The sequence below is a fragment of the Catenulispora sp. MAP12-49 genome, assembly GCF_041262705.1.
GTDB lineage: Bacteria > Actinomycetota > Actinomycetes > Streptomycetales > Catenulisporaceae > Catenulispora.
The window spans coordinates 140,680-160,678 of record NZ_JBGCCP010000009.1 but is presented as its reverse complement, the minus strand read 5'-3'; the positions used below and the strand labels follow the sequence as shown (position 1 = coordinate 160,678).

Below are 19,999 nucleotides of genomic sequence, written 5' to 3'. Positions count from 1 at the left end.
CGGCCCCCTGGCCTCCGCCGCGCCGGACGGCTTACGTCCACTCATCCCCATACCCGCCCGACCGCGCCTCCGACCATCGCTGACGCTCCGTCATCGAGTGGACACTGTCGAGTATGGATGTCTCCCTAAGGGGAACACGCCGAATCGCAGAAGTCTTCGTCCTGGCAGGTGACGCGGGGGGAGCACACCGATCCGGCGCGCTCCCGTCCCAGGACAACTCTCAGGACAACTCTCAGGGCAGTTCTCAAGGCAGCTCTCAGTTGCGGCTATCAGGACAGCGGGTTCTCGAACAGCGCCACGGGGTCTTTGTGCCGCGCATACTTCCCCGCCCCAGGCTGTTGCGAATAAACGGTGTCGCCGAAGAACCACTTATTGACTTCTACGTTGTCGAACCCCGCGGCCGCCAGCTTCGCTTTGGCGTCGTCCTCCGAAAGTCCGGTCACGCTGGGTACTTGGAACGTCTGCGCGCCTTTGGAGATGGTGAGCGTCACCGTGGCCCCGGGCTGCGCCATCGGCGGCGTCACCGACGCCACCGAGCCGCTGGCCACGGTCTCGGAGAAGACCTGGTCCGGCGCGATCACGACCTGGAACCCGGCGGTCCGCAGCGCCTGCGTGGCCGAGCCGGGGTCCTGGCCCGCCTCGTCGGGCACCGTGACGGGCTTGGGGCCCTTGGACACGGTGAGCTGGACGTCGCCGCCCTTCTTCACCTTCCCGGACGGATCCGGCGAGGACGTGATCACCTGTCCGGACGGCACGCTGTCGCTGTAGTCCGACAGCACCTCCGCGTGCAGCCCGTCGTGCTGAAGCTCCGCGATCGCAGCGTCCTGCGTCTGCCGGATCACCGAGGGCATCGAGCGGAACTGCCCGCTGGCCGTCCACCACGCCGCGATCCCCAGGATCAGGGCCACGACGAGGATCACGGCCAGCGCGTAGTGCCCGCGCCGGGGCCGCCAGCGCTGGTCGGCCGGGACGAGCTGGCGCGGCTGGTTCGGGGACGTGCGCGCCTTGTAGACCTGCTTGCCGCCGGGCTTGGTGGCCCGGGCCGCGTGGTCGACCCGCGTGGGGTTGCTCGGCAGCGGCGGGGGCGGCGGCACGGCGCGGGTGGTCTCCGGCGCCGGCATCACCCGGGTCCGCGCGAAGTGCCGCTGCTCGGACAGAGCCGCGAACTCCGCGGTCGCGGTGTTGTCCGGGTCGGTGTCCTCCGGGATCGCGCCGAAGTCCAGCGCCGCGTCCGGCAGGCTGCCGATGGTGCGCATCACCTCGGCGTGCAGGACGTTGGCGTCGGCGGGCCGCAGCTCGGGCTCGCGGGCCGTGGCCCGGGCCACCAGCGCGTCCAGCGCCGGGTCCAGGCCGGGCACGGCGGCCGACGGGCTCGGCACGTCGTCGTGCACGTGCCGGTAGGCGACCTGGATCGGGGAGTCGGCGACGAACGGCTTGGCGCCGGTGAGCATCTCGTAGAGCACGATCCCGGAGGAGTACACGTCCGAGCGGGCGTCGCAGATCCCGGACTTGACCTGCTCAGGGGCCAGATACGAGGCGGTGCCGACGATCATCCCGGCCAGCGAGACCGTGGCCCCGGCGGCGGCCGAGCGGGCCAGCCCGAAGTCGGCGACCTTCACCGCGTGCGCGTAGGTCCCCTCCTTGCCGATCAGCACGTTCTCCGGCTTGACGTCCCGGTGCACCATCCCGGCGCGGTGCGCGGCGCCCAGGGCCGACAGCACCGGCCCGAGGATCTCCAGCGCCTCGCGCGGCGTGAAGCGGCCGCGGTCGCTGAGCAGCTCGCGCAGCGTCTGCCCGTCGACGAACTCCATGACCAGATATACGTGCCCGCCGTCGGCGCTCTGGTCGAAGACCGCCACGATGTTCGGATGGGTCAGTCGCGCGGCGGTTTTCGCCTCCCGGATGAAGCGCGACACGAACTCCTCGTGCCGCGCCAGCTCCGGATGCATGACCTTCAGCGCGACCACCCGGTCGAGCCTGCGGTCGGTGGCCAGGTAGACCGTTGCCATGCCCCCGCGAGCGATCAGGGAGTCGACCCGATAGCGCTTGTCGAGAACCTGCCCGACCAGCGAATCGTCCAAAGTCTTGTCCACGAGGGTGAGTCTAGAGCTTGGGACCGTCGGTGGTCGGGTGGGAAACAGCCCGTAGTTGCCAGACCGTTTCATCTCCGGCCTTGCGCCGCGAGTCGTGTCGACCGCCCCGGTTGCCCGTAGGGGCACTCATCGGTGCCCAGGAGCCGTCTGCCGGGATCACCGCGATCGCGCTATCAATGGTGGATTGACTGTCGTCTGTACCCCTGCGAAGGCGGGACCCATGCACACACCGGAAAAGTTGCCCGCGAGCAAGGACAGAAAGGGCGCCGGGGCGGCCAAGACTCCGCGTCCTGCCGTGATGTCCCCGGCCGCCGCGTTCGGCGGGCCGATGACCCCCGCCGCGGTGCTGACGCTTCAGCGCGCACTCGGCAATCAGACCGTGTCCAGCATGCTCGGCCAAGAAGAACACGTTCACGGTGGCGACTGCGGTCACGGCCCCGTCCAGCGCCGCGCGGCCGTCCAGACCGAGACCGAGACCGAGACCGTCGAGACGCCCGCGGACATCCTCAACGCCGCCAAGGCTTCCGCCAGCCGGTCGATCGAGAGCGGCACGCTCCAGAAGGCCCAGTCGTTCTATCAGAACGATCGCCTGTCCCGGGGCCGCGTGCACACCGGTCCGCTCGCGCAGCGCGCCGTCGCGACGTTCGGCGCCGCGGCCATGACGGTCGGCGAGCACATCTTCTTCGGCGCGGGCGTCGAACACGACACCGCCACCGCGTTCCACGAGTACGGACATCTGGACAAGAACACCAGGGGAATCGCCGAGACGGGCACCGCCGGCGCCTCCGGTGTCCCGGTGACCAACCCGGGCCAGCACAGCGAGCGGGAGGCGGCGAACGACGGCGCCGCGGCCGCCTCGGGGGCCGAGATCGCCCCGTCGGTCGTCGCGCAGCGGGCTGTGCGTTCCCACAGCTCGCGCGAGGAGGAATAAGAGCGCAGCTGTCGTCATCGTTCCCGGAGCTACGACCACGACCGCTACGCGTGCTGTCGCAGCAGTCGCAGCAGTCGCAGCAGTCGCAGCAGTCGATCAGCCGCATCAGTCGCCCGAGTCGAACGCCGGCACCTCGTCCCGCAGGTGCGCCCGGCCGTCCATGGTCGAGGACGCCTGCGCGTGGTAGCGCTTGGGCATCCGCCCGGCTGCGCGGGCCAGCCGGCCGGCCTCGATCGCGTGCCGCATCGCGGTGGCCATGGCCACTGGGTGCTGGGCACGGGTGACGGCGGTGGCGAGCATGACCGCCGAGCAGCCCAGTTCCATGGCCAGGGCGGCGTCCGAGGCGGTGCCGATGCCGGCGTCCAGGATCACCGGGACCGAGACCGCGTCCACCATCAGCTCGATGTTGTGCGGGTTGCGCACGCCCAGGCCCGAGCCGATCGGGGCGCCGGCCGGCATCACGGCCGCGCAGCCGATCTGCTCCAGCCGCTTGGCCAGCACCGGGTCGTCGGAGGTGTACGGCAGGACCGTGAAGCCGTCGTCGACCAGCGCCTCGCAGGCCGCGACCAGCTCGATCGGGTCCGGCAGCAGGGTGTGCTCGTCGGCGATCACCTCGACCTTGACCCAGTCGGTGCCCAGGGCCTCGCGGGCGAGTTTGGCGGTCAGGATCGCCTCGCCGGCGGTGAAGCAGCCGGCGGTGTTCGGCAGGACCTGGATGCCGTTGCGGCCCAGCACGTCCAGGACCGAGCCGCGGGTGGCGGTGGACACGCGGCGCAGCGCCACGGTGGTCAGCTCGGTGCCGGAGGCCAGCAGCGCCTGCTCCAGGACGTCCAGGGACGGCGCTCCGCCGGTGCCCATGATCAGGCGGGAGGAGAAGGTCTTCCCGGCGATCTCGAACCTGGCGTCGGAGACGGGGTCGGTCATGGCTTTCTGAGCAGTCATGGCGTTCTCAGCAGTCATGGCTTTCTCAGCCTCCTTGCACGGCGGTGAGGATCTCCACCCGGTCGCCGGCCGCGAGCGGGGTGCCGTCCCAGGAAGCGCGCGGGACGACGGTTTCGTTGACGGCCACGGCGATGCCGCCCCGGTTGCCGTCCCGGGCCGCCTCGACGAGCGAGACGACCAGGTCCGCGACGGAGGCGCCCTCGGCGATCTGCGAGGCCTCGCCGTTCACTGACAGCTGCATGATGTGCTCGACGCTCATTTCTGGGATCCCGCGAACCTGAGAGGACTGAAGGGGGCCAGCGCCTCCGGGACCGTGCCGGTGGCCAGGATCTCCGCCATGCCGTCCGCGGTGGCCGGGGTGAGCAGGACGCCGTGCCGGTAGTGGCCGGTGGCGTACAGCAGCCCGGGCAGCGCGGTGGGGCCGATCAGCGGGGCGTTGTCGGGGGTGCCGGGGCGCAGCGCGGCGCGGGTCTCGACCAGCGGCAGCTCGGTGATGCCGGGGACCAGCTCGCGGGCGTCGCGCAGCAGCTCGTAGACGCCGCCGGCGGTGACCGCGGTGTCGTAGTCCTGCTCCTCGACGGTCGCGCCGAGCACGAGTTCGCCGTGCGCGCGGGGCACAAGGTAGGCGTGGTTGTTACGGACGACGTAGCGCACCGTGCGGGACAGGAACGGCTTGAAGACGTCCGGCACCGCCAGCCGGATGATCTGCCCCTTGATCGGCCGCACCGGCGGGACCAGTTCCTCCGGGACGCCGGCGATCTGCCCGGACCAGCATCCGGCCGAGAGCACCACCTGGCCCCCCGAGAGCGCGGTGCCGTCCTCCAGCACAACGCCGGTCGCGCGGTCCCCGGTCACGGTCAGCTCGGCGACCCTGGCGCGCACGATCGTGACGTCCGGATTCCGTTCCAGCGCCGCGAACAGCGCGGCCAGCAGCATCCGGTTGTCGACCTGGTGGTCCCCGGACACCAGCAGCCCGCCGCGCACCGCCGGCGCCAGCATCGGCTCCAGCCGCCGCGCCTCCCGGCCGGTGAGCCATTCTGCTTTCAGGCCAAGGGATTGCTGGAACGTGTGGAGCTCGGAGAGGACCTCCCGGTCGTCCGCGTCGAAGGCGACGACCAGTGTCCCGGCTTCGCGGTATCCCGGGTCCAGCCCGTCGGCGGCCTCCCGCAGTTCCTCGATGAAGGAGGGGTAGCGCGCGGCCGAGGCCAGGTTCAGGCCCAGCAGCGTCTCCTCGCCGTAGTGCAGCTCGGTGACCGGCGTGAGCATCCCGGCGGCGGCGAAGGAGGCGTTGGATCCCGGCGCCGGATCACAGATCGTCACCGACAGTCCGCGCTCGGCGGTCCGCCAGGCTGTGGCCAACCCGATCAGGCCGCCGCCGATGATCAGGACGTCGGAACTGGCAGGCACTGGCATGGTCCACAGTCTAGATCCGACGTCCGATGTACGGCGGTGGCCCTCCGCCGAGGGCCCGCCGCACACAAGACGTTCACCGCCCGGTGGCACCCTGCCAGACGTTGATCAGCATCAGCTGCTTGCCGGAGCTGACCCAGTAGAACTCGAACGCGTTCAGCGCGATGACCAGCGCGGCCAGCAGCGCCAGCGGCGCGATCGCGGGCATCGCCGGGGAGCAGGCCGTGACCACGATCGCCAGCAGCGCGGCCACCGTGCGGGTCCAGGAGGCGCCGCCGAACATCATGATCCGCGTGTAGCAGAAGGTCGCTATGTACAGCGAGACGCCGCTGCCGAGCAGCAGCGCGTGCACGCCGTGCGGGTGCGCCCCCGGGGCGGCCACCGCCTGCGCCATGCCGGCCGCGGCCAGCATGATGCCCAGCACGAACAGCATGTGGCCGTAGGAGAAGGAGGAGCGCACCAGCAGCGCCGGGACCTTGGCGACCTTCAGGGCGTGCTCGGTCGCCGAGGCGCCGTACTGGAAGTACGTCCACCACAGCCCGCACGAGAGCAGGAACGCCACGAACAGCGTCACCGCCTCCTCGCCGTGCAGCGCGTTGCGCGTGCCGCCCTGCCCGATCCCGACCAGCGTCTCGCCGAGCGCGATGATGACGAACAGCCCGAAGCGCTCCGGCAGGTGCGAGGCGTCGAACTGCATGTAGTCCAGCCGGTGCCCCAGCACAATCGGGACCGCGAGCTCGACCGCCGCGATCGCCAGCCACACCCACTGCCGGGTGTCGCTCGGCAGGAATCCGGCCACCGTCCAGGCCACGCCGGCCAGGACGCCGACGGTGAACGGGTTGAGCCGGATCTGGAACGCGTCGCGCGCCTGCATCGTGGCGCCGAGCAGGATCCGGGAGACCAGGTACGCCGCACCGAACAGCACGCCGCGGTTGCCGTAGGCGTCCGGCACCGAGACGCACATGACGAACGCCGCCCCGGCGATGGCCAGCAGCACCAGGTGCCGCTTCGTCGCCGAGATGACCATGCCGTTGAACACGATGGCGCAGCCCACCCAGGCCCACCAGAACGGCACGAACAGCAGCACCGAGCGGCCCAGGTCCGCCCAGCCGGCCCCGACGTACATCGCGTGCGCGACCTGGGTGACGGCGAACACGAACACCAGGTCGAAGAACAGCTCGGCCCAGGTCACGCGCTGTACCGCGTGCGGGGAGCGGCCCTTGTCCGGGCCGGCGTCGTCGGCCGCTATGTCGGCGCTGCCGTCGTCCTCGTCGGATTCGATCGGGGTGTCCGGGTAGTCCTCGCTCGCCACGGCGACCATGATGGCGCATACAGGTTGTCCCCGGGATACAGTGACGGACTGATGAAACTAGAACGTGTTCTCGTCGTCGGCGGCGGCATGGCAGGACTGCACACGGTGCGGTCGCTGCGCGAAAAGGGTTTCCACGGCTCGGTCACGTTCCTGGGCGAGGAGAAACACGCGCCCTACGACCGGCCCCCGTTGTCCAAAGCGATGCTGGCCGCCGGGCGCGGCGCGGTCGAGGAGGTCGAGGAGCTCGCCTTCGCGTTCGACTTCGCCGAGGCCGAGGTGGAGTGCCGCTTCGGCGAGCGAGCCGTCGGCTGGGCCCCCGGAGTGGTGACCACCGAGACCGGCGTCGAGCTGCGCTACGACCGGCTGGTCGTGGCCACCGGATCGGTGCCGGTCCAGCTCGGCTTCGGCGAGACGCTGCGCACCTACGAGGACGCGCTGCGGCTGCGCGAGCGCGTCCTGGGCGGCAAGCCGATGGCCATCGTCGGCGCGGGATGGATCGGCGCCGAGGTGGCCACCGCGGCCCGCAACGCCGGGACCGAGGTCGTGGTCCACGAGGCGCGCGAGCGCCCGCTGGCCGCGATCTTCCCGCCGGCGATCGGGCAGGCGATGGCCGGCTGGTACGCCGAGGCCGGCGCCGTGCTCAAGTGCTCGGACCCGGTCACCGGGCCGCCCCCGGGCTCCGACCACACCCTGGTCGCCGTCGGGGCCCGCCCGGACACCCGCTGGCTCGGCGAGGCGTTCCACCGGGCCCAGGACGGCTCGCTGCTGGTCTCGGAGTATCTGGAGACGAACGTGCCCGGCGTGTTCGCCGTCGGGGACGTCGCGGCGTATCGCAGCGTGCGCTACGGCGGGCGCCACATCCGCGTCGAACACTGGGACAACGCGCTGCGGGGCCCGCAGTCGCTGGTGCCGAACCTGCTGGAGGGCGTCGGCGCGGAGCTGTACGACCCGGTGCCCTACTTCTGGAGCGAGCAGTTCGGACGGATGGTGCAGTACATCGGGCACCACACCTCCGCCGACCGCCTGGTGCTGCGCGGCGACCTCAGCGCGCCGACGTGGTCGGTGTGCTGGCTTGATCCACACGCCCGGCTGACCGCCGTCCTGGCGATCGGGCGCCCCCGCGATCTGGCGCAGGGCCGCCGCCTGGTGACCGCCGGAGCCGTGATGGACGCCGCCCGGGTGGCCGATGCCGGAGCACCTTTAACGGCGGCGGTGCTCTAGAACACCTGGCATGCTTGGGAGCGTGACTGAGAAGAACACCGCAGTTGGCACCGCACACGCCGAGGCCCACCGCGACTCGATCGACCCCGAGACCGACGCACTGGTGGGGGACTGGCTCACCCTGCCCGACGTCGCCGAGCGCTTCGGCGTCCAGGTGACCCGCGTCCGGCAGCTCCTGCGCGACAACCAGCTGATCGCCGTCCGCCGCGGCGAGAACAACGCCCTGCACGTCCCGGCCGGCTTCCTCATCGAAGACCACACGGTCAAGGGCCTGACCGGCACCCTGACCCTGCTCAGGGACGCGAAGTTCACCGACGAGGAAGCCCTGCGCTGGCTGTTCACGCCGGACGACTCGCTGCCCGGCACGCCGGTCCAGGCGCTGCGCGAGAACCGCGGGACCGAGGTGCGCCGGCGCGCGCAGGCCGAGCTGTGAGCGCTGCCGCTGCCCCTGACACCGCCCCCGCCCCCGCCCCCGCCCCCGCCCTGCGCGACAAACTGGCCGACGCGCGCCTGTACCTGTGCTGCGACGCCCGCGAGAAGCAGGGCGACCTGCCGGAGTTCCTGGACGCGGTCCTGTCCGGCGGCGTGGACATCGTCCAGCTGCGGCAGAAGGGCATCGAGGCCCGGCAGGAACTGGCGGCGCTGGAGGTCTTCGCCGACGCCTGCCGCCGCCACGGCAAGCTGCTGGCCGTGAACGACCGCGCCGACGTCGCGCTCGGCGCCGGCGCGGACGTCCTGCACCTGGGCCAGGACGACCTGCCGGTCCCGCTCGCCCGCCGCGTCATCGGCCAAGCGCCGCTGATCGGCCGCTCCTGCCACGCCGAAGAAGAAGTCGACGCCGCGGCCATGGAGCCCGGCGTGGACTACTTCTGCACCGGCCCGGTCTGGCCGACCCCGACCAAACCCGGCCGCCCCGCCCCCGGCCTGAGCCTGGTCGAGTACGCGGCGGTCCTGGCGCCCGAAGGCGCCCGGCCCTGGTTCGCGATCGGCGGCATCGACGCCGGCAACCTCGGCGAGGTGCTGGAAGCCGGCGCGCGCCGGGTGGTCGTGGTGCGGGCGCTGACCGAGGCCGCCGATCCGCACGCGGCCGCGGCGGAGCTCAGCGGGATGCTGCGGGGGTAGGCGATCGGGCGGCTCGGGTGGTTGGTCGAGGCCGGGCCGGCGCGGCGAGATCCGTGTCGGTCCGGCGGGGTCGGGCTCCCACTCGGGCCCGCGTAGGCATCGCGCACTCGGGCCCGAGCAGGCATCGCGCGCCCGGCTCCGGCCGGGTGCCCTGATGATCACCGTGGGTTAGGCTCGCGACCGTGACCCCGTCCGCGTCGCCCCGAGCCAGGCCCTCCGCGGCTCTGCTCGCGCTCCTGGTCGCGGCGGTCCTGGGTCTGTCGGGCTGCGGCAACTCCTCCAGCGAGACGGCGACCGCCACCTCCCTCAAGCCCGCGGGCATGGCCGCCGTCGCCGAGACGAGCCTGCCCGCCGAGGCGCGGGACGTCATCAAGCGCATCGAGGACGGCGGCGCCTTCCAGTACCGCCAGGACGGCGTCACCTTCCAGAACCGCGAGCGCCGCCTGCCCGCCGAACCCAGCGGCTACTACCGCGAGTACACCGTCGCCACGCCGGGGGCGGTCGACCGCGGGGCGCGGCGGCTCATCCTCGGCAAGAACGGCGAGCTCTACTACACCCCGGACCATTACAAGTCCTTCCTGTGGGTGCTGCGAGGTGGTGTGACATGACAGCGTTGGCCCACGTCCTCGGCGAGGCCGGTCCCGGGGTCCACATCTGGAACTCCGACCGCCCGGCGGCCGAGATCCGTGCCGAGGCCGAGGAGATCGCCTGGCGCTGCGTCTTCGTGGACTGCTCGCACGTCCATGACAAGCCGCAGTTCCTCGAGGAGTGCGAACGCTCCTACCGTTTCCCCGCCTATTTCGGCCACAACTGGGACGCCTTGGCCGACTGTCTCGCCGATCTGCAATGGCTGCCGCCGCCGGCGCCCGGCAGCAACGGCGGGATCCTGACCATCGTCGAGAACAGCACCGTCTTCGCCTTCGCCGACCTGGACACCTACAGCATCGCCCTGGAGGTCTGGGAGGAGGCCGCCGAGGCCTGGCGCCGGATCGGCGTGCCGTTCACCGTGCTGCTGCGGTCGGGACAGTGATGCGCAGCAGCATGCCGACCGGACGCGGCACGGCCTCGATCCGGCCGCCGTGCGCCTCGGCCACCTGCTTGGCGATCGCCAGGCCGAGCCCCGACCCCGGCAGCGACCGCGCGTCCGGCGAGCGGTGGAAGCGGTCGAAGACGTAGGGCAGGTCGGCGTCCGGGATGCCGGGCCCGTCGTCGCCGACTTCGATGACGGCGTACCCCGCGACCGCCCGCACCGCGATATCGGCCTGCGTCCCGAACTTCAGCGCGTTGTCGACCAGGTTCCCGACCGCGCGTTCCCAGGCCGCCGGATCCCCGCGCACCACGACCGCCCGGCTCCCGGCGTCCACCGAAGCCGAACCCGGGACCGAACCCGAAACCGAAACCGAAGCCCCGCGCCGAGCCGCCAACTCCGCGCACAGCAGATCCATCCGCACCGCCTCGTCCCGGGCCGCCGGCTCCCCGAACCGCGCGAGATCCACCAGGTCGCCGGTCAGCAGCGACAACCGGCGCGCCTGGTCCAGGGCCTCGCCGATCAACGCCGGCGCCTGCGGGTCGTCCGGACGCTCCGCCAACAGCTCCAGGTTCGTCACCAGCGACGTCAACGGCGTGCGCAACTCGTGTGAGGCGTCCGCCACCAGCCGCCGCTGCGCCCCGACCGAACCGTCCAGCGCACCGGTCATCGCGTTGAACGCCAACCCCAGCCGCGCGACCTCGTCACGTCCGGAGACCGCGATCGGCGCGGACAGATCGCCGGTCGCGGCGATGCGCTCGGCCGCCGCCGTCAGCCGCGCGACCGGGCTGAGCACGCGGGCCGCCAGCAGGCGCGCGCCGACCGCCGCGAGCAGTCCGGCCGCCGGGGTCAGCAGCACCAGCAGCCACGCCAGCCGGTTCAGCGTCCCGGTCGGATCCGACTCCGGCGTCGCGGCGCGCACCAGGGCGCCGGGGTGGCCGGGGATCGGCGCGGTGTAGACGCGGTACAGGACGCCGCCGCTGCGCACATCGGCGAAATACGGCGGCGCCGAACCCTGGGCGACCTGGACGTCCCGCCGGCCGACCGGCGCGACCTTGTCGGCCTGCCCGTCCACCGGGGACCTGATGAGCTCGATGAAGTCCTTGCCGATCGAGATCTTCGAGCTCGGATTCCCGTCGCCCAGCACGTTCTCCGCCGACTCCACGGCCATCAGCTTCTTGTACGTGGCCGGGGCGTCCGCCGCGATCGCGACCAGATCGGCGTCGGTGTTCGCCCGCAGCCCGGCGCCGATCGCCGGATACTCGATCGCCCCGACCAGCGCCACCGCCGCGACCACGATCACCGCGCCGCCGATCGCGACCCGGCCGCGCAGGTTCACGGATCCTCCCGCAGCACGTACCCCAGGCCCCGCACGGTCTGGATGACGCGCGGCCGCCCGCCGGCCTCCAGTTTGGATCGCAGACAGCTGACGCTTACCCACAGCGCGTTGGAGTCCGGGCCGAAGTCGTAGCCCCACACCGTCTCGAAGATCTGGGTCCGGCTCAGCACCCGGCGCGGGTTGCGCAGGAACATCTCCAGCAGCGCCAGCTCCGTCCGGGTCAGCGCCAGGTTCCGGCCGGCCCGCGTGGCCCGGCACGCCGCGGCGTCCAGGACGAGGTCGCCGAAGACGAGGTCCTCGGTCGCCGCGGCGCTGGTCCGGCGCAACAGGGCCCTGAGTCGCGCGCGCAATTCGGCCAGGGCGAAGGGTTTGACGAGGTAGTCGTCAGCCCCGGCGTCCAGCCCCGCGACCCGGTCGTCGATCAGGTCGCGCGCGGTGAGCAGCAGGATCGGGGCGCCGTCGCCGGCCTCGCGCAGCCGCCGGCAGATCTCCAGGCCGTTGGGCTCGGGCATCATGACATCAAGAACCAGGGCGTCCGGCGGGTTCTCGGCGTGCTCGCTGAGTGCCTCGGCTCCGGAGCCGGCCAGGGAGACCTGATAGCCGTCACGCCGCAGCGCGTGGTCCAGCGCGCGGCGGACGGCCGGGTCGTCATCCACTACCAGGATGCGCATGGGGCGCAGTCTGGCGTCGTGGCCTGAGACCGCGCTGAGAGGGTCACGCGGCGCCGTTCACGGTGAGGTGCGCACCGGAGCCGAAGACCGAGACGACCTTGGCGACCGGCACGTGCAACTGGTCGGCCAGGTGCTGCTCGAACTGCGTCACCGAGGGCTTCGGCTTCGCGCCGATGATCCAGAGCTTGGCTTCTTTCAGGGCCTCGGCCAGCACCGCCTTGGACACGCCGAGTTCGGAGGCGATCTTGTCCAGACTGACGACGTCTACCTTCTTCTCGCACTCGCTCACCGGCGGCTTGACGCCCTTCTTGAGCACCACTTCGCACTTCACCGGCTTCTGCCCGGTCTTCGTGGCAGTGGTGCCGGCTTCCGCCGTGGCCGCCCCGGCGACCGAGGCGCCGATCGCGACCACCAGGGCGGCCACCGGGATCAGCCTTCTGCGCAGCATCATGGGAGTTCCTTCCGGTTCGGATCCGCGACGGTTCCTCCGCCGCGGGACCACCGAACCAAGCCGGCTTCTCGCCGAGCCGTGGCGAACCTTTGCATTCCCTTAGGAATCGCTGGGCGTTCAGACTCTTGACACCCCGTCTGGTCTACACCATTTTGAACTCAGCCCCCGTGGTGTAGACCACTAACCCCACAAGATCCAGGAGTCTTCCCCGAGAGAGGTGTGCTTTGACCTGTGCAAGAACGCGCCTCCGCGCGTTCGCGGCCATGCTGGCCGCAATCCTTGTAGCCGCCGCGATGACCGTCGCCCTGAGCGCTTCCCGCGCCCGCGCCGACAGCAACCTGGTGGTGAACCCCGGCTTCGAAAGCGGAAGCCTGAGCCCGTGGACGTGTGACGCGGGCACCGGCAGTGTCGTCGGTTCCCCGGTCCACAGCGGCAGCCACGCGCTGGCCGGAGCGGCGAACAACTCCGACGACGCGCAGTGCACGCAGACCGTCTCCGTGCAGCCGAACTCGGCGTACACGCTGTCGGCCTACGTCGAGGGCGCCTACGTCTACATCGGCGCCACCGGCTACAGCTCCACGTGGACGCCGTCGGCGACCTCGTACCAGCAGCTGAGCACCAGCTTCACCACCGGCGCCTCGACCACGAGCGTCCAGATCTACCTGCACGGCTGGTACGGGCAGGGTACGTACTACGCCGACGACGTCTCGCTCGTCGGACCGGGTGGCCAGACTCAGGTGCCCCCCGTTCCGAGCGGTCTGTCGGTGACCGGTACGACGTCGAGTTCGGTGTCGCTGTCCTGGAGTGCGTCCACCGGTGCGACCGGGTACAACGTGTACCGCGGTGGTTCGAAGGTCGCCAGCGTGACCGGGACCTCCTACACCGACTCCGGCCTGAGCGCCTCCACCAGTTACAGCTACACGGTTTCCGCGACGAACTCTGCAGGGGAGTCGGCGCAGTCCGCAGCTGTCACAGGCACCACGGCCGGGAGCGGGACGACCGTCCCGCCGACGCCGGGCGGTCTGTCGGTGACCGGTACGACGTCGAGTTCGGTGTCGCTGTCCTGGACCGCGTCCAGCGGTGCGACCGGGTACAACGTGTACCGCGGTGGTTCGAAGGTCGCCAGCGTGACCGGGACCTCCTACACCGACTCCGGCCTGAGCGCCTCCACCACCTACAGCTACGCGGTCTCGGCGACCAACTCCGCCGGTGAGTCCGCGAAGTCCTCGGCGGTGAGCGCCACCACGTCCGGCACCGGCGGTACCGGCGGCGCGCTGCCCAAGCACGTGCTGACCGGCTACTGGCAGGACTTCGTGAACAGCGCCAAGCCGCTGAGCCTGGCGGCTGTGCCCTCCGGGTACAACCTGGTGGCCGTGGCGTTCGCGAACGCCGACGCGAGCAACCCCGGCGGCGTGACCTTCAGCGTCGACTCCGGGCTGTCCTCGGCGCTCGGCGGCTACACCGACGCGCAGTTCAAGGCGGACATCGCCACGCTGCACTCGCGCGGCCAGAAGGTGATCGTCTCGGTCGGCGGCCAGAACGGCGCGATCAGCGTCGGCGACACGACCTCGGCGAACAACTTCGCGAACAGCGTCTACGGCATCATGCAGAGCTACGGGTTCGACGGCGTCGACATCGACCTGGAGAACGGCGTCAACGCCACGTACATGGCGCAGGCGCTGAACTCGCTGTCGGCCAAGGCCGGCTCGGGGCTGATCATCACCATGGCCCCGCAGACGATCGACATGCAGTCGACCGGCATGGCGTACTTCCAGCTGGCGCTGAACATCAAGAACATCCTCACGATCTCCAACACGCAGTACTACAACTCCGGGTCGATGAACGGCTGCGACCAGGGTGTGTACGCCGAGGGGAGTGAGAACTTCATGACCGCGCTGGCCTGCATCCAGCTCCAGGGCGGACTGCGCCCGGACCAAGTGGGGCTGGGCCTGCCGGCCTCCGGCAGCGCGGCCGGCGGCGGCTACGTCTCGCCGTCGCTGGTGAACAACGCGCTGGACTGCCTGGCGGCCAAGACGAGCTGCGGCTCGTTCGTCCCGCCGAGCACCTGGCCGACCATCCGCGGCGCGATGACCTGGTCGATCAACTGGGACGCGAGCAACGGATGGAGCTTCGTGAACACCGTCGCCCCGCACCTCGCGGCGATGCCGTGACCCGCTGACGCACTGACGCACTGACCCGGTGGTGATGCCGGCTCCTCGGCGCGCGCCGGGCCCCGCGGGGCCCGGGACAGTGCCGGCGCTGACGTCCTGAGACAGGGCCGACGCTCTAGCCGCGCCGGGCGGGCCACTTGCGGCGGCCGTCGGACTTCGGTCCGGCGGCCGCCGTCTGGCGTCCTGCGTCTGCTTCTGTGTCTGCCTCTACGTCCGCCTCTGTGTCTGCTCTTGCCGGCGCGAGGCTTCGGACGGTGCGCCCGGTCGGCGGTTCCCCCGGGTCCGACCGTGGTTGAACCTCAGTGTTCTGCGTTACCGTGGACGGGGTGATCCACGTGATGCAGCGTGTGGTGGTGTCGCTGCCGGGGCCCCGGCGCTGGCACCAGTGGGTGGCCAGGCACCCCCGGGCGGCGCAGGCGGCGCGCATGCGGCTGGTGCGGCGCCGCAGGGTGGCGCCGGAGCTGTTGCACGATGTCTTCGTCAACAACACCACGGCCGAGTCGGTCCGCGTCGCGGTGGTCCGGCGCTGCGCGGAACTCGGCGGCGTGGCACGGGTTCTGCCGTCGGTGGCGCGCGTGTGGTGGCCGTCGGCCTACTCCTGGCCGCTGACGTATGCCGACGACGCGGTGACGGTGCAACAGGCGCTGCGCGTCTGTCGGCGCTTGAAGGACCGCAAAGCCCTGCTGAGCGGCTACGCGCGCCTGGCCCAACTGGCCGGCCCCGAAGCGGTGTGGGCGATGGAGCTGGCGTACGTCGGATCGGTGGAGTTCATGGACCCGGTTGTGCGCAGCTCCATGCAGGCCGGCGATACCGACGTGCTCCTGAAGTGGCTCGACTAAGGGCTCGATGTAACCCCGCCGCGTATCTCTGCACGGGCTACCGCGATGTGCGGTCGGCGCTTTCGTCCGTGCAGGGAACAAGGGGAGGCAGAACGATGAAAAGCAGTACGCGTACGGCCCGCACGAAGCGCAGGATCTGGCTGGGATCCACCGCGGCGTTCCTTGCCAGTGCCGCCACCGTCACGGTGTTCGCGGCTCCGTCGCAGGCCGTGCCCACCCTGCCGCCGCCCGGGCAGGCGTCGCTGTTGGTGGAGGACTTCTACGTCGACACCCCGACCAACATCGTCGGGCAGATCTTCATCACCGGCTGCCGGGACACGCCCGCCCCGCCCGCGTGGGGTGACACGTCCGTGCCGTTGCACTTCATCACGGCGCTGTCGTGCGGGCCGGATCCCGACTGAGCCCTGCGCTGCGCGATGGCATGGTGCGGCCCGGGCTCGGCGAGCCGGGGCCGTTTGCGGCGCCTCTGGCTTGTGTGGGGGTGGGTGTGGGTGGTTGCGGTTTGTTTGTGGGTTGACAGGCGCAGGCGTTTCTTGACGGCTTCGCGCGGGGTCTGCGGGATCCGTTGGTGGCGCGGGTCGGGGGGGTGGCGCTGGTTTCGCGGGGCGGCGGTGGTGTGGGCAGGTGGGCGGGTCTAGAGCCACAGTCAACAGCAAAAGCGACAGTCAAGGTCAAGAGCGCCTCCGGCGGCGCCTACGCGGCGAGCGGCGCTCTCTCCGGGGATGGGGGGCCGCGCTGCTAGGCGGCGGACGCTGCTTGTGGTCGCCTCTGTCCCGGATTCCCCGTCGCATCGTCGCCCGGAGGGAACCATCCCGGCCTGGGCGGTGTCAAGCCGGATCGCTGTTGCTGGCCACCGGTTTGGTTCGGCTGGACACCGCCCAGTCCGGGATGGTTGTGCAAGCACCGCCGAAGCGACGGGGAATCCGGGACAACCCCGCCTGTGGGAACGGTTCCCGCACCACACGCACACACCGCCTGGCCGCCGCTGTGCCTCACGGAGTGGACCCCGTCCACACCACAGACCGGGGTTGTCCCGGATTCCCCGTCGCTTCGGCGGGCGAAGCCAAGCAGGCCGGGCCGGTGGTGTCAAGCCGCTGATACTAAACCACGGCGGCGGCGATCCGGCTTGATACCACCGGACCGGTCTGCTTCCGTCAGGCGACGATGCGACGGGGAATCCGGGACAGAGGCGACCACAAGCAGCGTCCGCCGCCTAGCAGCGCGGCCCCCCACTCCCCGGAGCGAGGCCGCTCGCCGCGTAGGCGCCGCCGGAGGCGCTCTTGACCTTGACTGTCGCTTTTGCTGTTGACTGTGGCTCTAGACCCGCCCACCTGCCCACACCACCGCCGCCCCGCGAAACCAGCGCCACCCCCGACCCGCGCCACCAACGGATCCCGCCAACCATGCGCGAAGCCGTCAAGAAACGCCTGTAAACCACCCACCCCAGCCGCACCCGCACGAAGAACTCACCCACACATAGGTCCGGGCGCCCCTTTTGCCGGCCGGGCGCCTCAGCCGAACAGGTCCGGGTCGGAGGCCACGATCTGGTCCCACAGCGGCCGCGCCTGGAACCAGCCGGCGAAGTGGCCGCCGATCTGCTCGCGCACCATCAGCGCGGTCTCGCGGTCGATGTGCTTGGGCGTCCCGGCCGCCATCGCCAGCAGCTGCGCCTGGCACGAGCGCTCCATCGTCACGAACCACCACACCGCCTCGGCCACCGACTCGCCGACGGTGATCAGGCCGTGGTTCTGCAGGATCGCGGCCTTGTAGCCGGCCAGGGCCGCGCCGATGCGCTTGCCCTCCTCGACGTCGCTGGCCACGCCGCCGTAGCCGAGGTACAGGCCGTGGTCCTCGAAGAAGGCGCAGGCGTCCTGCGTGATCGGGTCCAGCGGGATGCCCAGGGAGGCGAAGGCCTTGCCGTACAGGGAGTGCGAGTGCGCGGCGGCGACCACGTCCGGGCGCGCGCGGTGCACCTCGGCGTGGATGACGAAGGCCGCGCGGTTGACGTGGAAGCGGCCCTCCAGGACGGTGCCGTCGTGGTCGCAGCGGATCAGGTCCGAGGCCTTGATCTGGTTGAAGGACTGGCCGAAACCGTTGACCCAGAAGGTGTCCGGGAACTCCGGGTCGCGGACCGTGATGTGCCCGGCCACGCCCTCGGAGAAGCCGAACCTGCCGAAGATGCGGAAGCCCGCGGCCAGCTGCTCCTTGCGGTACTGGCGCTCGGCCGCGACGTCGTCGAAGGTCGGCGGGACCGGGAAGTAGAGCTCCTTGGTGGCGTCGCCGACGGCCTGCTCGACGTACTCGACGTCCGGTTCGGTGGTGGTCATGGCAGCCCTTCCGGTTATCGGATACAACTGTGTATCGGATGCGTTCCTGTATCGTTGACGGGTCCGGAGGAGGTGTCAAGGGCCCGTGCCCAAGGGAGTGACGAAGCGCCGGCCGCAGACGCTGGCCAAGCTGCTCGACGCGGCGCTGGAGGCGTTCGCGGAGAACGGGTTCGGCGGCACGCGCATCGAGGACGTCTGCGAGCGCGCCGGCTACACGCGCGGCGCGTTCTACTCGAATTTCGCGAGCAAGGAAGAGCTCTTCTTCGCGCTGTTCGACCGGCACGCGGAGCGCGTCCTGGAACGCTTCGAGAAGCAGGCGGCGGCGATCGGCGACGGACCGGTGACACTGCCGGACATCGCCGCGGCCCTGGCGGACTTCGATGACTCCGAGCGGACGTGGTACCTGGTCACGACCGAGTTCACACTGTCGGCGATCCGGGATCCGGAGGCGGCACAGCGGCTCGCGGAGCACGACGCGGGCCTGCGGGTCGAGGCGGTGCGGCTGCTGGGCGACCTGCTGACCCGCGCCGGGATGCGGCTGCGGGCCGGGGTGGAGCTGGAGTCGCTGGTCAGGATGCTGATCGCGGTGCGCGAAGGGGCTCTGGCGCAGAGCTATGTGGAGCCGGGGGAGTTGCCGCCGGGGACGCTGGAGCGGTTGTTCCTGCCGGCGCTGTTGGGGGCCGTGACCGAGGCGGTGTGAGTACCGCCAGTGCTGCCGATGTCGCCGCTGCTATTGGTGAGGCTAGTCGGTGAAGCCAGTCGGTGAAGCTAATTGGTGATCACCAGCGGTCGGCCGATGAGCGAGTCGAGGATGTCCCGTGCCGTCTCCAGGTCCTGGATCTGCTGCGTGATGCGGGCCCGTTCGACGGCCAGTCCCTCGTGCAGCTCCGGGCAGCGGCCGGTGAGGACCACGGAGTCGTCGACGACGTTCGGCAGGATCTCGGCGATGGCCGCGGAGCCCAGGCCCGCGGAGAGCAGGACGCGGATGCGGTGCACGATCGCCACGCTGCGGTCGTCGTATACGCGGTAGCCGCTGGGCAGGCGGGCCGGGGCGAGCAGGCCCTGCTCCTCGTAGTAGCGCAGGGCGCGGATCGAGGCGCCGGTGCGGCGGGAGAGTTCGCCGATCTTCATGGATCCAGGAGAACGCGGGGTTGACTCTGACGTCAACGTGAGGCTTTAGCGTCGCGGCATGGACAGTGATGTACAGCGGATCGCGGTAGTCGGGCTCGGACCGATGGGGCAGGCGTTGGCCACGGCGTTCGCGCGCGCCGGGCATGAGGTGACGGTGTGGAATCGGACGCCGGGCAAGGCCGAAGGGCTTCCCGTCCCGGTCTCGGTGGCGGGTTCGGTCTCGGAGGTAGTACGGGCGGCAGATGTGGTGGTGGCGTGCCTGATCGATGACGCGGCGGTGCGGGGCGTCGTGGAGGGGGTCGACTTCGAGGGGCGTCCGCTGGTCAATCTGACCAGCAGCGATCCGCGGCAGGCGCGGGAGATGGCGCGCTGGGCCGACGTGCAGGGCTTCGCCTATCTGCCCGGCGTGATCCTCACGCCGACGCCGATGATCGGTACGCCGGCCGGGACGGTTCTGCTCAGTGGTGACGCCGGTGTGTACGACCGGGTGGCGTCGGCATTGGCGGCGCTTGGGGAGCGCATCGTTTATCTCGGTCCGGATCCCGCTCGGGCGAGTGCCTTCGACGTGGCACTCCTGGACCTGTTCGCGACCGCGACCAACGGGCTGCTGCACGCGTTCGCCTTGGCCGGCGCCGAGGGGATCGCTCCGAGCGAGTTCGCGGGCTTCGCCGCCGGCATGGGCGGGCTGCTGCCGGAGATGGCGACGCGGTTCGCCGCTCAGCTCGAAAGTGGGGAGTTCCCCGGTTCGCGCTCCACCATCGCCTCGGCCGCGTCGAGCGTTCGACACATCACCGCTGCCGCGCGTGAACACGGTTTGGACACCGGCATGCTCGACGCCGCGCAGGGCGTGATCGAGCATGCGGTCGCGCAGGGGCACGGGGCGGACGGGCTGGGGCGTTTGGCGACGATGTTCGGGCCCCGCTGAGATCCGGCCTCACTGATTCGGCCTCTGCTGACCGGCCCCGCTGACCTGCGTTGAATGTCGTCCCCTATAGTTTGAGCGATCGCTTAA

21 protein-coding genes are annotated in these 19,999 nt (G+C 70.9%); 11 read left to right on the top strand and 10 right to left on the bottom strand.

Features of this window, described 5'->3' with window-relative positions; translation table 11 throughout:
• Positions 1-269: 269 nt before the first annotated feature.
• Entirely contained in the window at positions 270-2,093 is a 1,824-nt protein-coding gene (gene pknB / locus ABIA35_RS18950) for a Stk1 family PASTA domain-containing Ser/Thr kinase (protein WP_370358745.1), read from the bottom strand.
• A gap of 220 nt (positions 2,094-2,313) precedes the next feature.
• Here pknB and ABIA35_RS18945 point away from each other — a divergent pair, with 220 nt between their 5' ends.
• Complete coding sequence (locus tag ABIA35_RS18945; protein WP_370341250.1) at positions 2,314-3,024, top strand: DUF4157 domain-containing protein; 711 nt, start codon at positions 2,314-2,316, stop codon at positions 3,022-3,024.
• A gap of 105 nt (positions 3,025-3,129) precedes the next feature.
• Here the strand turns inward: ABIA35_RS18945 and ABIA35_RS18940 are convergent, their stop codons facing one another.
• The 4 genes from ABIA35_RS18940 to ABIA35_RS18925 form a co-directional block, all read right to left on the bottom strand.
• Positions 3,130-3,948 (bottom strand): thiazole synthase, encoded by an 819-nt coding sequence (locus tag ABIA35_RS18940; protein ID WP_370341552.1) that lies wholly within the window; start codon positions 3,946-3,948, stop codon positions 3,130-3,132.
• A 43-nt stretch (positions 3,949-3,991) separates the two neighbouring features.
• Positions 3,992-4,225: a sulfur carrier protein ThiS gene (gene thiS / locus ABIA35_RS18935; protein WP_370341249.1), complete on the bottom strand. Its 234-nt coding sequence runs from the start codon at positions 4,223-4,225 to the stop codon at positions 3,992-3,994.
• Positions 4,222-5,379 (bottom strand): glycine oxidase ThiO, encoded by a 1,158-nt coding sequence (gene thiO, locus ABIA35_RS18930; RefSeq protein WP_370358744.1) that lies wholly within the window; start codon positions 5,377-5,379, stop codon positions 4,222-4,224. Before thiO ends, thiS begins: the two co-directional genes overlap by 4 nt.
• A gap of 73 nt (positions 5,380-5,452) precedes the next feature.
• The gene (locus ABIA35_RS18925) at positions 5,453-6,688 is read right to left on the bottom strand and encodes a low temperature requirement protein A (protein ID WP_370358743.1); all 1,236 of its coding nucleotides are present in this window, start codon (positions 6,686-6,688) and stop codon (positions 5,453-5,455) included.
• 51 nt (positions 6,689-6,739) lie between these two features.
• Between ABIA35_RS18925 and ABIA35_RS18920 the strand changes: the two genes are divergently transcribed.
• From ABIA35_RS18920 to ABIA35_RS18900, 5 genes are all read left to right on the top strand, one after another.
• Entirely contained in the window at positions 6,740-7,909 is a 1,170-nt protein-coding gene (locus ABIA35_RS18920; protein ID WP_370341246.1) for an NAD(P)/FAD-dependent oxidoreductase, read from the top strand.
• A 10-nt stretch (positions 7,910-7,919) separates the two neighbouring features.
• Complete coding sequence (locus tag ABIA35_RS18915; protein WP_370341245.1) at positions 7,920-8,342, top strand: Rv2175c family DNA-binding protein; 423 nt, start codon at positions 7,920-7,922, stop codon at positions 8,340-8,342.
• Positions 8,339-9,031 carry a thiamine phosphate synthase gene (gene thiE, locus ABIA35_RS18910; protein WP_370358742.1) on the top strand — a complete coding sequence of 231 codons (693 nt, stop codon included), beginning with the start codon at positions 8,339-8,341 and terminating at the stop codon, positions 9,029-9,031. Before ABIA35_RS18915 ends, thiE begins: the two co-directional genes overlap by 4 nt.
• Positions 9,032-9,213: 182 nt before the next feature.
• On the top strand, positions 9,214-9,639 hold the full coding sequence (locus tag ABIA35_RS18905) for a ribonuclease domain-containing protein (protein ID WP_370358741.1): 426 nt from the start codon (positions 9,214-9,216) through the stop codon (positions 9,637-9,639).
• Positions 9,636-10,061, top strand: a complete 426-nt coding sequence (locus ABIA35_RS18900; RefSeq protein ID WP_370358740.1) for a barstar family protein — start codon at positions 9,636-9,638, stop codon at positions 10,059-10,061. Before ABIA35_RS18905 ends, ABIA35_RS18900 begins: the two co-directional genes overlap by 4 nt.
• On the opposite strand, the gene ABIA35_RS18895 is transcribed toward ABIA35_RS18900, so the two are convergent.
• Genes ABIA35_RS18895 through ABIA35_RS18885 form a run of 3 tightly spaced genes read right to left on the bottom strand, consistent with a single transcriptional unit; the run spans position 10,033 to position 12,519 of the window.
• Complete coding sequence (locus ABIA35_RS18895) at positions 10,033-11,397, bottom strand: ATP-binding protein (protein ID WP_370358739.1); 1,365 nt, start codon at positions 11,395-11,397, stop codon at positions 10,033-10,035. The genes ABIA35_RS18900 and ABIA35_RS18895 overlap by 29 nt on opposite strands.
• Entirely contained in the window at positions 11,394-12,068 is a 675-nt protein-coding gene (locus ABIA35_RS18890) for a response regulator transcription factor (RefSeq protein ID WP_370358738.1), read from the bottom strand. The genes ABIA35_RS18895 and ABIA35_RS18890 overlap by 4 nt, the downstream gene beginning before the upstream one ends.
• Positions 12,069-12,111: 43 nt before the next feature.
• Complete coding sequence (locus ABIA35_RS18885) at positions 12,112-12,519, bottom strand: hypothetical protein (RefSeq protein WP_370341239.1); 408 nt, start codon at positions 12,517-12,519, stop codon at positions 12,112-12,114.
• 263 nt (positions 12,520-12,782) lie between these two features.
• Here ABIA35_RS18885 and ABIA35_RS18880 point away from each other — a divergent pair, with 263 nt between their 5' ends.
• The 3 genes from ABIA35_RS18880 to ABIA35_RS18870 all read left to right on the top strand — a co-directional run bounded on the left by ABIA35_RS18880 (position 12,783) and on the right by ABIA35_RS18870 (position 15,930).
• Entirely contained in the window at positions 12,783-14,690 is a 1,908-nt protein-coding gene (locus ABIA35_RS18880; RefSeq protein ID WP_370358737.1) for a glycosyl hydrolase family 18 protein, read from the top strand.
• Positions 14,691-15,016: 326 nt separating this feature from the next.
• Entirely contained in the window at positions 15,017-15,529 is a 513-nt protein-coding gene (locus ABIA35_RS18875; protein ID WP_370358736.1) for a hypothetical protein, read from the top strand.
• 95 nt (positions 15,530-15,624) lie between these two features.
• The gene (locus tag ABIA35_RS18870; protein ID WP_370341236.1) at positions 15,625-15,930 is read left to right on the top strand and encodes a hypothetical protein; all 306 of its coding nucleotides are present in this window, start codon (positions 15,625-15,627) and stop codon (positions 15,928-15,930) included.
• Between the two features lie 1,110 nt (positions 15,931-17,040).
• Here the strand turns inward: ABIA35_RS18870 and ABIA35_RS18865 are convergent.
• Positions 17,041-17,856, bottom strand: coding sequence for a class II aldolase/adducin family protein (locus tag ABIA35_RS18865; protein ID WP_370344284.1), 816 nt, complete (start codon positions 17,854-17,856; stop codon positions 17,041-17,043).
• 85 nt (positions 17,857-17,941) lie between these two features.
• Here ABIA35_RS18865 and ABIA35_RS18860 point away from each other — a divergent pair, with 85 nt between their 5' ends.
• The gene (locus ABIA35_RS18860; protein WP_370344283.1) at positions 17,942-18,556 is read left to right on the top strand and encodes a TetR/AcrR family transcriptional regulator; all 615 of its coding nucleotides are present in this window, start codon (positions 17,942-17,944) and stop codon (positions 18,554-18,556) included.
• 68 nt (positions 18,557-18,624) lie between these two features.
• Here the strand turns inward: ABIA35_RS18860 and ABIA35_RS18855 are convergent, their stop codons facing one another.
• Positions 18,625-18,987 (bottom strand): MerR family transcriptional regulator, encoded by a 363-nt coding sequence (locus tag ABIA35_RS18855; protein ID WP_370344282.1) that lies wholly within the window; start codon positions 18,985-18,987, stop codon positions 18,625-18,627.
• Positions 18,988-19,045: 58 nt separating this feature from the next.
• Here ABIA35_RS18855 and ABIA35_RS18850 point away from each other — a divergent pair, with 58 nt between their 5' ends.
• Positions 19,046-19,912 carry an NAD(P)-dependent oxidoreductase gene (locus ABIA35_RS18850; protein ID WP_370358735.1) on the top strand — a complete coding sequence of 289 codons (867 nt, stop codon included), beginning with the start codon at positions 19,046-19,048 and terminating at the stop codon, positions 19,910-19,912.
• The last annotated feature ends 87 nt before the right edge of the window (positions 19,913-19,999 follow it).

Coding starts and splice junctions, on each gene's coding strand:
- ABIA35_RS18945 (WP_370341250.1), top strand. CDS start 2,314: ATGCACACACCGGAAAAGTTGCCCGCGAGCAAGGACAGAAAGGGCGCC.
- ABIA35_RS18940 (WP_370341552.1), bottom strand. CDS start 3,948: ATGACCGACCCCGTCTCCGACGCCAGGTTCGAGATCGCCGGGAAGACC.
- thiS (WP_370341249.1), bottom strand. CDS start 4,225: ATGAGCGTCGAGCACATCATGCAGCTGTCAGTGAACGGCGAGGCCTCG.
- thiO (WP_370358744.1), bottom strand. CDS start 5,379: ATGCCAGTGCCTGCCAGTTCCGACGTCCTGATCATCGGCGGCGGCCTG.
- ABIA35_RS18920 (WP_370341246.1), top strand. CDS start 6,740: ATGAAACTAGAACGTGTTCTCGTCGTCGGCGGCGGCATGGCAGGACTG.
- ABIA35_RS18915 (WP_370341245.1), top strand. CDS start 7,920: ATGCTTGGGAGCGTGACTGAGAAGAACACCGCAGTTGGCACCGCACAC.
- ABIA35_RS18900 (WP_370358740.1), top strand. CDS start 9,636: ATGACAGCGTTGGCCCACGTCCTCGGCGAGGCCGGTCCCGGGGTCCAC.
- ABIA35_RS18890 (WP_370358738.1), bottom strand. CDS start 12,068: ATGCGCATCCTGGTAGTGGATGACGACCCGGCCGTCCGCCGCGCGCTG.
- ABIA35_RS18885 (WP_370341239.1), bottom strand. CDS start 12,519: ATGATGCTGCGCAGAAGGCTGATCCCGGTGGCCGCCCTGGTGGTCGCG.
- ABIA35_RS18880 (WP_370358737.1), top strand. CDS start 12,783: ATGCTGGCCGCAATCCTTGTAGCCGCCGCGATGACCGTCGCCCTGAGC.
- ABIA35_RS18870 (WP_370341236.1), top strand. CDS start 15,625: ATGAAAAGCAGTACGCGTACGGCCCGCACGAAGCGCAGGATCTGGCTG.
- ABIA35_RS18865 (WP_370344284.1), bottom strand. CDS start 17,856: ATGACCACCACCGAACCGGACGTCGAGTACGTCGAGCAGGCCGTCGGC.
- ABIA35_RS18855 (WP_370344282.1), bottom strand. CDS start 18,987: ATGAAGATCGGCGAACTCTCCCGCCGCACCGGCGCCTCGATCCGCGCC.
- ABIA35_RS18850 (WP_370358735.1), top strand. CDS start 19,046: ATGGACAGTGATGTACAGCGGATCGCGGTAGTCGGGCTCGGACCGATG.